Origin of the sequence: Zunongwangia profunda SM-A87 (assembly GCF_000023465.1) — a bacterium.
Taxonomy (GTDB): Bacteria; Bacteroidota; Bacteroidia; order Flavobacteriales; family Flavobacteriaceae; genus Zunongwangia; species Zunongwangia profunda.
Map to the genome: position 1 here is coordinate 3261826 of NC_014041.1, position 12782 is coordinate 3274607.

The 12782-nt window shown below is 34.8% G+C and carries 13 protein-coding genes; 8 read left to right on the forward strand and 5 right to left on the reverse strand.

Going from position 1 to position 12782, the window contains the following annotated elements; genetic code table 11:
• Positions 1-472 precede the first annotated feature (472 nt).
• From ZPR_RS14240 to ZPR_RS14280, 8 genes are all read left to right on the forward strand, one after another.
• Positions 473-1297: a hypothetical protein gene (locus tag ZPR_RS14240; protein ID WP_013072425.1), complete on the forward strand. Its 825-nt coding sequence runs from the start codon at positions 473-475 to the stop codon at positions 1295-1297.
• A gap of 32 nt (positions 1298-1329) precedes the next feature.
• A complete protein-coding gene (locus ZPR_RS14245; RefSeq protein ID WP_013072426.1) occupies positions 1330-1803 on the forward strand; it encodes a hypothetical protein in 474 nt (157 codons plus the stop codon).
• A 74-nt stretch (positions 1804-1877) separates the two neighbouring features.
• Complete coding sequence (locus ZPR_RS14250) at positions 1878-2855, forward strand: phage tail tape measure protein (protein WP_148211736.1); 978 nt, start codon at positions 1878-1880, stop codon at positions 2853-2855.
• 15 nt (positions 2856-2870) lie between these two features.
• A complete protein-coding gene (locus tag ZPR_RS14255) occupies positions 2871-3335 on the forward strand; it encodes a hypothetical protein (RefSeq protein WP_041578956.1) in 465 nt (154 codons plus the stop codon).
• A 38-nt stretch (positions 3336-3373) separates the two neighbouring features.
• Positions 3374-3847, forward strand: a complete 474-nt coding sequence (locus tag ZPR_RS14260; protein WP_013072430.1) for a hypothetical protein — start codon at positions 3374-3376, stop codon at positions 3845-3847.
• Positions 3848-3921: 74 nt separating this feature from the next.
• Positions 3922-4701 carry a hypothetical protein gene (locus ZPR_RS14265; RefSeq protein ID WP_148211737.1) on the forward strand — a complete coding sequence of 260 codons (780 nt, stop codon included), beginning with the start codon at positions 3922-3924 and terminating at the stop codon, positions 4699-4701.
• A gap of 11 nt (positions 4702-4712) precedes the next feature.
• Positions 4713-5102 (forward strand): hypothetical protein, encoded by a 390-nt coding sequence (locus ZPR_RS14270; RefSeq protein WP_148211738.1) that lies wholly within the window; start codon positions 4713-4715, stop codon positions 5100-5102.
• 708 nt (positions 5103-5810) lie between these two features.
• Positions 5811-6227 (forward strand): hypothetical protein, encoded by a 417-nt coding sequence (locus ZPR_RS14280; protein WP_013072434.1) that lies wholly within the window; start codon positions 5811-5813, stop codon positions 6225-6227.
• 191 nt (positions 6228-6418) lie between these two features.
• On the opposite strand, the gene ZPR_RS14285 is transcribed toward ZPR_RS14280, so the two are convergent.
• From ZPR_RS14285 to ZPR_RS14310, 5 genes are all read right to left on the reverse strand, one after another.
• On the reverse strand, positions 6419-7831 hold the full coding sequence (locus ZPR_RS14285; RefSeq protein WP_013072435.1) for an MBL fold metallo-hydrolase: 1413 nt from the start codon (positions 7829-7831) through the stop codon (positions 6419-6421).
• Positions 7832-8290: 459 nt separating this feature from the next.
• Positions 8291-9421, reverse strand: coding sequence for a DUF4625 domain-containing protein (locus ZPR_RS22600; RefSeq protein ID WP_013072436.1), 1131 nt, complete (start codon positions 9419-9421; stop codon positions 8291-8293).
• Between the two features lie 41 nt (positions 9422-9462).
• Positions 9463-9837, reverse strand: coding sequence for a hypothetical protein (locus tag ZPR_RS14300; RefSeq protein ID WP_013072437.1), 375 nt, complete (start codon positions 9835-9837; stop codon positions 9463-9465).
• The gene (locus ZPR_RS14305; protein ID WP_013072438.1) at positions 9834-12212 is read right to left on the reverse strand and encodes a TonB-dependent receptor; all 2379 of its coding nucleotides are present in this window, start codon (positions 12210-12212) and stop codon (positions 9834-9836) included. Before ZPR_RS14305 ends, ZPR_RS14300 begins: the two co-directional genes overlap by 4 nt.
• A gap of 74 nt (positions 12213-12286) precedes the next feature.
• A complete protein-coding gene (locus ZPR_RS14310; RefSeq protein WP_013072439.1) occupies positions 12287-12628 on the reverse strand; it encodes a hypothetical protein in 342 nt (113 codons plus the stop codon).
• Positions 12629-12782: the final 154 nt, after the last annotated feature.

A 12782-nucleotide genomic window follows, 5' to 3' on the forward strand; every position in this document is an offset into this window, starting at 1 on the left:
AGACAATTTTAAGATTGAAAAGGAAATAACTTTTATAGCCAGCGTAGCTTATAAAGACATTTTTTTAATTAATAATTTTAACATATGGAATATGGAATGGAATCAATTAAATAGATCATTTTTGGTTAAAGACCCAAAATACCATAATATGCATTTATTTAATTTTAGAATTCATAATGAAAAGTCCATAACTCTAATTGCTGGTGAATTCTCCAATAATATATGGTTTTTTTTAATTTAACATTTAATTATTAAATTTCAAATTATTGTAGTTTTAAGACATTTCGAATAGGCTGTCTAAACTATTTAGATAGCCTTTTTTAATGATAAAGTTTTGAGAAGTAGTTTTCTTTCTTAAACTAATTTCGCTCTTTTGACATTTTTTCTTAAAACTATGTAAGTGGAAAAATAGGCAAGTTTTAAACCACATAATATTTGATTAGGAGGCGCATTAGTTGGAGGCTTAGCAGGAATGATTGGCGCCGGTGTTGGAAGTGTGGTGGCTGGAGGATCATTTTTTGGAAGTTCAGTTGCTACAACCTTAGGTTTTGGTAGTGGTTTCATGTTTGGGTTTGCAGGTGGCATGGTTGGTGGCGCAGGTACAGCCTGGATAAACGGAGCGAATTTTGGTGATGGCTTAAGTGCTGGCTTGAAATCTGGAATAATTGGAGGAATTAGTGGAGGACTAATAAATGGAATCGCAAGTGGGATACGTGCCAATAAGATTGGATTAAACTTTTGGAATGGTAATGGTACCGCTGAAATGCCATTTGATAACTCATTCGCCGGTATTGGCGACAAGGTTGAATATTCTAACGAATCAGCAAGAAGTTTTTCAGATTCTCATTCGGAATTAAAGCGACTTTCCTCTAATGTAGATGATCTCTATGCAGATGGATCTGTTCCCTCCCATAAACCATATTCTAGTTCAAACGGATATTTAAGGAATCCAGATGGTAGATTAATAAATGGGGTTACGGTAAAAGCAGGAAATACTATCACCGTTTATCTTTCAAAATCTGCATTTCAAAGTTCTGCTCAGTTATATATGACAATGCATCATGAATATATGCATGCCTATTTTTTCTCCTCGAGTGGGCTAAATTTCAGTAGTGCTACACAACATAGAATAATTGATAATTGGCATTACGATCAAGCGCTTCAGTGGAGAAGTTTAGGGCCATTCCCATACGATGTATTTAATAATCCTTATTTTAACTTTTCAAAAGCATTTTTACCTGTAATGAACAATCATTACTCTAACTTCGGATTTAAATTAATAAATAACATGCCATGAGAAATTTTTTAATAATATGCATTTTTTTAAATATGACATTAAATATTCAGAGTCAGGAGACTACTTTTTTAAAAACTATTAAACTTAATGCAAAAAGAAATTTAGATAAGCCAATAGTATTTGAAGATTCTGAATCTATTACTATAGTCCTAGAGAAAGAAGAATTTATAAATGCTATAAAAAATGAACTCTCTAATTTAAATTCAGAAAATAAAATATTTGAAGCATACGCAAATTTGTTAGATTATTTTCAAGAAATAGAATATGCCAATAGCTCTACTCTACAGGAAAAATTATTATTGAAACCATTTTATTATATATTATCTCAACTAATTCAAATGGAGTGTAAATTGACTATTAACCTTAACTCTAATAGTCTTAAAACGATTGATAAATATGAAAAAAAAATATCCAACTCTAAAGAGGGGATGTATGAATCCTACTTTGTTTATAAAAGTGGTCAGATAATTCTTTTTCAAACTTTAAATTATTCAATTATTGAATAATTATTCACATTCAACCCTGATCATTATGTATCACCCCATCCAATCCCCTAAACTTTAACCGGTATTCGTATGTATTGAATAATCCGTTGAAATATAATGATCCAAGTGGGGAGTTTATTTTTGCTGTTTTGGCTGCAATCGCCTATGGTGAATTAATAGGTGCTGCTACTGCGGCAGCTGTATATACTATTAGTGCCATCGCAACAAATTCATGGAGCTGGAATGGATTAGGTACTTCAATCCTATATGGAGCTATTGGAGGTGCAATATCCGGAGGTCTAAGTATTGCAGCTACTCTTGCCAGTACAAGTACATCCTCTTTTTTGCAAAGTACAACTATGAATATGTTTTCAGAAATAGCATCACAAGTGGGCACAAGTGCAGTTATGGGCGATAAAATATCCGTTGGGTCAGTAATTGGGTCTATGGCGGGAGGATTTGTTGGAGCCAAAATTGGTAATTGGAGTGGTACAAAAGGAGGTTGGTTTAAAAATGCTATGGGTAAAATTGGATTTAACACATTAAAAGGCGGCGTTAGAGGTGCAGTAACCGGGGGTGTTGGAACAGCTATAAATGGTGGCAACATCGGGAAAAGCATGCTTCTAGGTGCTAAAAATGGAGCTACAGGCTCATTAATACAATCTTCTTTCATGATTGGAATTTTTGGAGCTACTTATAAACCATCCGGAAATCAATTGAAATATGCGAACAAAATGGCTGAGTCTTTTGGGCTCTCAACTGGTGATGTGGCTTGGCGAAAAGGGGGGCTCTATCAAGTTTTACAACCTTTTTGGACTGATGGATATGAAAGAGAAGTAACTTGGCGTAGGAACGTGGCTACTTTTTCCAGTACAGATCCTTCTACAATGGCTCATGAATATGGACATATAATACAAGTAAATCAACAAGGTTGGGCAGCTTTTCAGGGAAGAGGAATTTTTGAACAATTGATTTATGGCGCAAATGCCTATAGCTTCGGCTTACATCCAAACTCTAATGAGGTTGGTGCTCGCATAATGGCGAGAGACTTGGGAGGAGCACCTTATTATTAATCTTATAACTTTTTTATGAAAATTAAATTTCTGATAATCCTAATTTTGATGTTGGTTGGATGCTTGGTCTTGCCAGCTCCAGATTTTTATGAATATAAACCAATTTACCCAATTCATAATAAACCTCGATTGAGAGTTCATGCAACAGTTGGTAAAAATCAACTGGTAGATATTTCAACTTCTATTTCTATAATTTTGAAAAGCGATGAAAAGAAACTGATTGAAAACGATTTTATGTTGGAGACTAATTATAAAGATATTAACTTTTCAACTATCCATACAAATCCTAAAAATTACACATCTATGATTGGGATAGAAGAAATTGATACTCTAAAATTATTTTTTATATCTACACCGATGAGAAAAATCAACAAAGATGAATTTCTTAATTTATGGAGAAAGGATACATTAATTATTAATTTTAAATTTGGTGCAAAGACATATCATTATCTATTCATGGGCTATCAACCTAATAAATAGAGTGAATTTTTTTTATAATAATATGCATTTTTTCAAATATGACATTAAATAGTCAGAATCAGGAGACTACTTTTTTAAAAACTATTAAGCTTAATGCAAAAAGACATTTAAATAAGCTAATAGTATTTGAAGATTCTGAATCTATTACTATAGCCCTAGAGAAAGAAGAATTTATAAATGCTATAAAAAATGAACTCTCTAATTTAAATTCAGAAAATAAAATATTTGAAGCATACGCAAATTTGTTAGATTATTTTCAAGAAATAGAATATGCCAATAGCTCTACTCTACAGGAAAAATTATTATTGAAACCATTTTATTATATATTATCTCAACTAATTCAAATGGAGTGTAAATTGACTATTAACCTTAACTCTAATAGTCTTAAAACGATTGATAAATATGAAAAAAAAATATCCAACTCTAAAGAGGGGATGTATGAATCCTACTTTGTTTATAAAAGTGGTCAGATAATTCTTTTTCAAACTTTAAATTATTCAATTATTGAATAATTATTCACATTCAACCCTGATCATTATGTATCACCCCATCCAATCCCCTAAACTTTAACCGATATTCCTATGTATTGAATAATCCGTTGAAATATAATGATCCAAGTGGGGAGATTTTTGGTACTATTTTTACAGCAATTACTTCTGGTTTTAAAAACATTTTTAGGCACGGAGTAAATTTTGATCATTACAATTGGAATAAATTAAATAATGCCTGGCAAATTGATAAAGGTCTATTTACAGGTAATTTTGGACAAATATTATCAAAGTTCACATGGGGAAGGTTCAATACATTTGTCGGAAATTTAACTGCTCATGTTTTAAATATATCAGGAAAAGTTTCTGGAGTGTCACATTTAGAAGGTGCTGTTGCCTTATCTGGAGTTACCTCCGGGGATAACGAAGCTTTTACTTTAGATAATTATATCTTTGGCCCAAAAGGATTTAGAGCAGACTGGAAAGACCATTTATTTGTTCACGAATATGGACATTACATACAAAGCAATTGGTTTGGTCCCGCTTACCTTCCTATTGTAGCTAAAACAAGTATTATTAGCGCTGCTTTTGATCAAAACCATGAAAGCAGATGGTTTGAGGTACAGGCTAGTGCAATGGGCGCCAAATATTTTGATAAAAGGTATGGTAGCGGAGCAAGTGATTATTTTATTGGGAGTCCTGATCATTTTGACATGCAAACTTTTAGCACAGGTGGAAATACACGGTATTTGAATCCAAGAACCGGAAGTTTCGATCAAAACGACCATCCTATCAATGGAGCAGGGTTTCATTGGTTTGATCTTATCGTTCCATTTACAGGACTAGGAGAGAGTTTTACTTTAGCACTTTTATTTTAAAAACTATAAAAATGAAAAACTGTCTATTAAAATTATGTATTATTTCCATTTCTCTTTTGCTGATGGGATGTCCTGAATATGATGAGTTTGATATTAACTTCAAAATTATAAATGAGACTCCAAATAAAATTTATATTATTTACGATCATCAGGTAGATTTTAACCCAATAAGATATCGTTATCCGAGCGATAGTATTGCTGGTATGGGTATGGATACCTATGCTACACAAAGTGAATGGTTTGATCAAAATCGAATTTTGACAATATTAATTGTTCAAGAGCATATTTTTTCAAGTTACGAGTGGGAATATATTGTGAGTAAAGAACTATATACCCGTACAGATCTTACGAAAGAAGGTTTACAAAATATCGATTTTGAAATTGTTTATAATGGGGAGTAATTTATTTTAGCAGAGCAAGTGCAGCTTCCATATCGGTTCCCATTTTAGCCACTACAATTTAAGGAGCAGCCATTGCTCGAGGCTTAACTACCACCGGTTCTGTTATTAGTGGTGTAGGGCATGGTATATTTACAGGAGATTGGAGTCGTCTTGAAAATGCTGGAAAAATTGCGTTAGGGAATTTTTATCTAGATGAGAACAGAAGTTTCTTTGGTGGCGTATTACAGGGCATTAGCAGGTCGACATGGGAATTACCCCAAAATACGCTTGGATATTCTTATTCACAAATAAGAAATACGTTTGGCAAAGTAGATGATGTACGCTATTTTGGAGGAGCTACTTTTGCCATTAACGAGCATTCTCCTAAAAGAAATGGTATATCTTTTAGCAATTATATTAATGTAAATATCAGACAAGAATTGCAGGTTAATGATCCTCAAGGTTGGATGTATAGTGAAGACGGATTGTTTTGCCGTAAATATAGGCATACTTTTCAATCAGAACGTTTTGGGCTCTCTTACCTATTTGGAGTGGGTATGCCAAGTATTTTAACAGCGAAATCAGATAATCATGACTTTGAATGGTATGAACCCCAAGCCAACCGATGGGCTTGGCGATATGCAAATAAACACGGATTTATGAATAATTGGTTATATCCTAATGATAAGCCCTTACGTTGATATTATTTTTAAAATGAAATCATAGATTATGAAAAAAAGTATTTTATTGATAGTACTATCTGTTTTCTTGTGGGCTTGTCCTTCTGATATTGGAAGTGAATCAATTGCTATTAAAAACAATTCTGATCATATTATATATTTTTGGTATTCCTCCGAATATGAAAAATTCCATTTTCCAAATTCACTTCCTACTAACATTCCTTTAATAATTAATTCTATTGATGCAGGTACGGGTACTGGAGGAAGCGCTGGTCAATACCCGAGTTGGCAAAAGATATTTTCCAGATTACCGGGCGATAAATTTACCGTTTATTTTTTTGAAACTTATCCGGAAACACAGGAAGAATGGGATGAGCTTCTTGAAAACGAGCAGGAAAAAGTATATCGAAAAGATGTTACCTATGAAGAGTTACAAGCTACTGATTTCTATATATATTATCCTTAAAATATATCAAAAGAGAGATTATGAACTAAATTGGGTTATTAGATAGGTAGCAGTTTTTGTGAGACCCCGATCATTGGTTAGCATCCTTATGATATCGATTTAAGTAAATCTAAAAGACAGAGAGAAATCTTTGTATGATTTCTCTCTGTCTACACTTTGACCCAAATTACCTGCAATAATCAAGTTCAGGTTTATAACAGTGTACTTGGACAAACGTACGCTGTAACCGGAATCGTAGTTTCTTTAATCGATTTAAAGCCTCCAATAACATCGGTTAGCTGAGACCAGCCACGTTGTTGTAAAATGGATGCTGCAATCATACTTCGATATCCACCAGCACAATGCAACACAAATTCCTGTTCTTTTGGGAACTTCTCTAAATGTTGATTTATCTGGTTTAGCGGAACATTTACAACACCTTTAATATGCTCTGAATCGAATTCACTTTTCTTACGCACATCAATAATCACAATATCCTGCTTCATTTTTTGTTCCAGTTCTTCCGCAGTAATCCGATTTATGGTATCAACATCCTTACCGACTGCTTCCCAGCTTTTCATTCCGTCTGCTAAATATCCCTGCGTGTTATCGTAGCCTACTCGGCTCAATCTTGTAATCGCCTCTTCTTCTTTTCCTACTTCAGTAATCAATAAAATAGGAGTTTCCAGATCAGGTATCATTTCCCCTACCCAGGGTGCAAAACTTCCCTGTAAACCAATATTTATACTATTGGGAATATGAGATTTAGCGTACTTATCGGCTTCCCGGGTATCTAAAACCAGTGCTCCTTCTTCATTGGCCAAGAGTTCAAATTCATCAGGAGTTAAAGCTTTTGCCGCCTGCTTCATTATTTTATCAAAGCTCTTATAACCACCAATATTCAACAAAACATTTTTCGGAAAATATTTTGGTGGTGCAGTAAGCCCGGTTAAAAGTTCTTTTATAAACTCTTCTTTGGTCATATCTGCCCTTAGTGCATAATTCGTTTTTTTCTGATTGCCTAGGGTATCTGTAGTTTCTTTACTCATTTTTTTACCACAAGCCGATCCTGCACCATGATTAGGATAGACTATAAGATCATCATCTAATGGCATTATTTTATGGCGAAGGGAATCAAATAAATATCCGGCAAGTTTATCTTCAGTTAAATCTGAAATCACGTGTTGCGCAAGATCCGGTCTACCCACATCACCGATAAATAGGGTATCACCTGTAATAATCCCGTGTTCGTTACCCTTATCATCAATCAATAAGTAGGTAGTACTTTCCATCGTATGACCTGGAGTATGAATTACCTTTACCTTGTAATCACCGATCTTGAAAATCTGACCATCTTCAGCAACTAAAGCCTCATAACCTGGCTTGGCATTAGGCCCAAAAACTATTTTAGCTCCGGTTTTCTTTTGTAAATCTAAATGACCGCTTACAAAATCGGCATGAAAATGAGTTTCGAAAACATACTTGATTTTCGCATGGTCATTTTCTGCTTTTTGAATGTACGGATTAACCTCTCTTAACGGATCAAAAATTGCTGCTTCGCCTTTGCTTTCGATATAATAAGCGGCATGAGCCAGACAACCGGTATATATTTGTTCTACTTTCATAACTTATAAATTAATGAAGCGATATTGTTAATTTCTAAGTGTAAAAATAATAGAACAATAATTTTTAGACGGTAACTATTGTTACAATTTCAATATTTAATCCCTATCCCTCATTGAGGTTTTCATTACCCAAGGCTTGCCTCGAAGTTATAAAAAAGTTTTTTCGATTCATATCTCGCGGGCTTGTCCCAAGGTTCTTGATTCCAGGGTCTCATAGCTATCGCTTAACTTATGAAACGTAAAACCTCATCCCTATTTCCAGGTATCACGACAGTTCTGGATTAAGGTATCATAGCCTTTGGTGATGGCAAAATCAAATATCATTTATAAAAAATAAAAAAGGAGATTCCGTAGAACCTCCTTTATATAGTTAAGCGAAATAACCGAAAAAGCCTGTAAAACCAAGCATGTATTGCTTTTACGGTTGTAAAACTAACTAAAAACCTAGCTTAACTAATCTTATTCAGTAACATTAAAATGAGCATCTGTAGTGGCAACATTTCCCTCGTGGTCTGTTACCTCTAGTGATAAATGATATTCACCTGTTGCAGCATCTGCAGGTACATCGATATGCTCATGAAAATCTACACTGGTTACCTCTTCGTAATCAAAAGATTTTTCAAACTCCCATCCATTTTCTCCATCTTCAAAGTGAATATGTACTTCTACTGTCTCTATACCATGGTCTCCTGATATTGCAGCTTCAACGTGCAATTCTTCTCCGGCTTTTACATTTTCATCTACTGTCATGTCTGCAATTGTAATCGCATCAGCATCGTTATTTCCATCGGTAATATGAAAGTGAGCACCTTCTGCATGCGTATGTCCTTCAGCATCAACAACTGTAATCGTCATATGGTATTTTCCTAAAGCTGCATTTTCAGGAATATCGATATGCTCATGAAACTCGGCTGAAGTACCAGAGTAATCTTCATAAGTTTCATCGAAAGTCCATTCTATCTCTCCATCTTCAGGATCTAGACCGTGACCATGGATATTTACAGAAACAGAGCTTATTCCATGTTCTGCAGTTAATTGTGCTTCAGCATGCAACTCCCCTCCACGAACGGCGTCTTCACTTTCGATATCTGTGATTGAAATCCCATGTTCTTCTCCTGTATGATCTTCACCTATAATAAACTGTACATAAACCTGGTTTTCGTTACCTGACACATCGATTACAGTAATTCCCAAATGATAAGGACCTTCTGCTATGTTATCTGGTATTTCGATATGCTCGTGGGCATGATAAGTCTTAGGTGTTCCCTCTATTTGGAAACTTTGATTATAGGCCCATGGGCTAATTGTACTAGCCTGTTTTGTTCCTACAGTATTATTTAAAACACCGGAGTGTGTATGACCGTCAAAATTGTTATGAATGTCAACTTTATAAGATGCTAAAGCATCGTTATCACTTAAATCGATATCAAAATGCAATTCTCCACCTACCTGAAAAACTTCGTTTTCTACCGGATCGTTAATGGTAATTTCTGGTTTTTCACTATCCAGAATTTCATCGTCATCATTGCTACATGAAGCAAAAAAAGTAAGTGTAAAAAGTGCTATAAGTTTTATTGATAAATTCTTCATCTTAAAATTTAGTATTATAATTAATTATCCTTTCGAAGGATTCACGCCGTTGGGGCTATATTATTTAAATTTGGTAATCTGTATGTGTACTTAAAAACAACCATCGGCGGCCCCCGAACGTAAAATCTTAAGTAATAAAATGCTTTATGGCTCCTACTAATATCATAGAAAACATTCTTAACCACTATCAGTACAGATTCTTCTATATAATCTATCTTAGGAAAGATCCCGCGATATTCTGCCTGCAAAAAGTGATTACAGATATGTGGTGAGGCTATTTGCTGAAAACTAAGCTCATGAACCTCGAAGGAATTAGCATGCTCGTTTAAAATGATATGTGCGGACCATAAAATTGGACCCACCGGCAATAAAGCCAGCAAAAACAGACTACTATATTTTAACCAAAACTTTTTCATGATTGCCCAAAAGGAATTTTAATACTCAGTTGAATATTTCTTCCCATTTCTGGGATCTGCAATCGTCTGTAAAAACTGGTGTGATTAAAGTATTTAGTATTCAATAAATTATCGATCCTAAAATTAATGTTGGCTTTAAAACCATCAAATTCCAGAAGGGTTTGATAACCTACTCCCCACAGAGAATATCCTGGTGTAATTTCCTCTCCTTGCGCAATTCGATCTTGCTGCATTACCGATCTATTACTAATACTTACTTCTGTAGCATTAAAAATTTTAGAATCGGTAAAAAGCTGATATCCTACCTCTGTAAACACATTATTGGCCGGAGTAAACGGCAAAGGATAATTTCGCGACCGGTTGGAAGTGAGTTGTTGATTGTAAATATATTCTCCTGCCACACCAAAATGCCAGCGTCCAAGCTCTTTATCAACCTGAAGTTCTACTCCGCTAAGCAGCGCTTCAGATTCAGTATACTTATATAATTGGCCTGAGTGCGGTAATAAAGAAAAGGTTCCACTAGGACGCAGAAAAATATAATTATTGAAAAAATAGGCATAAGGAGTTAGATTAATATTCCAAGAATTTTCCCTGTAATTTAAACTCACATCTGCCATAAATCCCTGCTCGGGATCCAGGTTAGGATCACCCTGCTCATGTCTAAACGAACCATGATGAATACCATTGGCCCCAAGTTCTATGGCTGTGGGTAAACGAAAAGCGGTTCCCAAATTAATCTTGCTGCTAAATTGATCATTAAACTGATGGTCCCAGCCCAATCTTATATTAAAACTTGTAAAATTCCTATCAAGATCCTGACTACGTTGTGCGTAAGAAGTCGCGGTTTCTTCAGATTGATTATTTCCTATCAAAAACTCATAAAGGTTAGGATCGTAATAGCCCTTCATATCTATCGTACCGTAATCAAAACGTAGTCCTAAAGTCCATAAGTTCTCTTGCGAAGGTTCGAACTCATGGATGGCGAATATGGCATAGTTAGCCGATTGATATTCTGGTAAAAGAAAATTGAATCCTTTGATTTTGTTAGATTTCCATTGGGTATCCAGTCCTAGGCGGGTTTCATGTTTTTTGCTAAAAGTATGATGGTATGTTGCTTTGGCTCCATAAGTATCTAAATCAAAATCCAATTCCAAATTTGGATTAATTTCAGGGGGTTGCTGTCCCGCGTAATGGGTATGAAACAAACTCCATTCCTGGCGATGATTTCTTTGGAAAGAAAGATCTATATCCAATTCTCCATTCTCAAAGACAAAAGTCGAATTATTAATAATCTTAAAGTGGGTAGCACGTTGAAAGGGTTCTTCTATATTTCGAGTATCCCCATCAGGCTCTACCCTGCTTATATCAGGAATTCCGTGTGAGCCGGGAAAGAATCCCGATTTTTGATATACTTTACTTAGACTTATTGTTGAGGAAAATCGTTCTTTTACGAGCCCAATTTGGGTATACCAATCCAGCTCTTTACCTGCGGTATTTTTTAATTGCTCGTCGTAAATAGGAATATCGAAATTAAGATATGAAATTTGATCTGTAGGTAATTTATAATCTCCAAAAGAAAGCCCCGTTAGCTTTCCTTTTACAAACCAATCATCTTTCTTATAAGCGATTTGGGCAGAGCCACCTAAACTATTATTTACGCTTTTCGCAAAGGTATACACACTACCAGACAATCCCTCGTTAGGAATATTGTTGTTTTTGATACGTACTACCCCTCCTAGAGCATCACTACCATAGGCGATAGATCCTACGCCTTTAATAATTTCAAGATCCTCTACCTGTAGAGCGTCAATCTCCAAACCATGATCGGCACCCCATTGCTGTCCTTCCTGTTTCACTCCGTTTTCTGCTACTGCAACACGATTTAAGCCAAGACCACGAATAATAGGTTTTGAAGCTCCAGAACCAATTTGCATCGCATTAAATCCCGGTAATTTTTCGAGACTAGAGGCTAAAGAACCAGAAAATTGATTTTGCAAATAATCATTATCAACATATAAAACTTGCTGACTGGTCTTTTTATGCTGATGCCCCTCCAACATCACTTCATCCAGACCATTTATCGATTGCTTTAAAACAAAATCTAATGTTCTATTTTTATGAAGTTGAACTACGGTATCTACCGGTGTAAAGCCAATAATTGATACATGAACTTTATAATTCCCTTCAGGTAATTTTGCCGAATAATTGCCTTCTTCTGAAGTCCAGAAATATTGTTCACCAATTTTAACATAAGCCCCATCCAGGGCACTCCCTTTAGGCGATTTTACGTGACCTGATAACTCAAAAGTCGAGTTTTGAGCAAAAGCATTTAAATTAAATAGGGATAAGCATACAACTATCCAAAAAACTCTCATAAGATAATTCCGTAACTAAACATGTAACATGACCTGAAATAGAAGAAACAATTTTCAGGTATTTAAAACATTAATTAAGCACGGATAACCGGGGGAGCCCGTAAAGAAAAATAAGGATCTGGAAACTCCCAGATAGTTTGTGTAAGTGAAAGTGAATAAACCAATTCTTTAGTCGGAATAAAAAGATCGAAAGTGAAAAACTCGAGGCTATTAAAGCCGGAAAAATGAAAATCACAGATTTTACAATCCATACCAGACTTCACGATATTCTTGTCCATCTGAACAATGTGAGTATGATCTTTTAATCCCGAATGCTGAGCAAAGCCGTGTTCAAAAATATGAACATAGGGATATACCAACGCAAAAACAATTAAGAGCGCGGTAAGAATAACAGTATATCCTGATGCTTTTTTCATTGACCGCAAATGTAGGAACTATTTATGCGCTTACAAGAAATTTCTTCTTAAAATATATAATCGATTTACCTAATTTGGTTAAAAATCAAGATATCCTAGTTTTAAAAAAAACGAAATGCATTGACTTTCAATACTGTATGTTTTAAAATAACTT

Bases quoted from the DNA above. Each gene is read 5' to 3' on its own strand.
- ZPR_RS14240 (WP_013072425.1), top strand. From the start codon at position 473: ATGATTGGCGCCGGTGTTGGAAGTGTGGTGGCTGGAGGATCATTTTTT.
- ZPR_RS22600 (WP_013072436.1), bottom strand. From the start codon at position 9,421: ATGAAGAATTTATCAATAAAACTTATAGCACTTTTTACACTTACTTTT.
- ZPR_RS14260 (WP_013072430.1), top strand. From the start codon at position 3,374: ATGACATTAAATAGTCAGAATCAGGAGACTACTTTTTTAAAAACTATT.
- ZPR_RS14270 (WP_148211738.1), top strand. From the start codon at position 4,713: ATGAAAAACTGTCTATTAAAATTATGTATTATTTCCATTTCTCTTTTG.
- ZPR_RS14280 (WP_013072434.1), top strand. From the start codon at position 5,811: ATGAAAAAAAGTATTTTATTGATAGTACTATCTGTTTTCTTGTGGGCT.
- ZPR_RS14305 (WP_013072438.1), bottom strand. From the start codon at position 12,212: ATGAGAGTTTTTTGGATAGTTGTATGCTTATCCCTATTTAATTTAAAT.
- ZPR_RS14300 (WP_013072437.1), bottom strand. From the start codon at position 9,837: ATGAAAAAGTTTTGGTTAAAATATAGTAGTCTGTTTTTGCTGGCTTTA.
- ZPR_RS14285 (WP_013072435.1), bottom strand. From the start codon at position 7,831: ATGAAAGTAGAACAAATATATACCGGTTGTCTGGCTCATGCCGCTTAT.
- ZPR_RS14245 (WP_013072426.1), top strand. From the start codon at position 1,330: ATGACATTAAATATTCAGAGTCAGGAGACTACTTTTTTAAAAACTATT.
- ZPR_RS14310 (WP_013072439.1), bottom strand. From the start codon at position 12,628: ATGAAAAAAGCATCAGGATATACTGTTATTCTTACCGCGCTCTTAATT.
- ZPR_RS14255 (WP_041578956.1), top strand. From the start codon at position 2,871: ATGAAAATTAAATTTCTGATAATCCTAATTTTGATGTTGGTTGGATGC.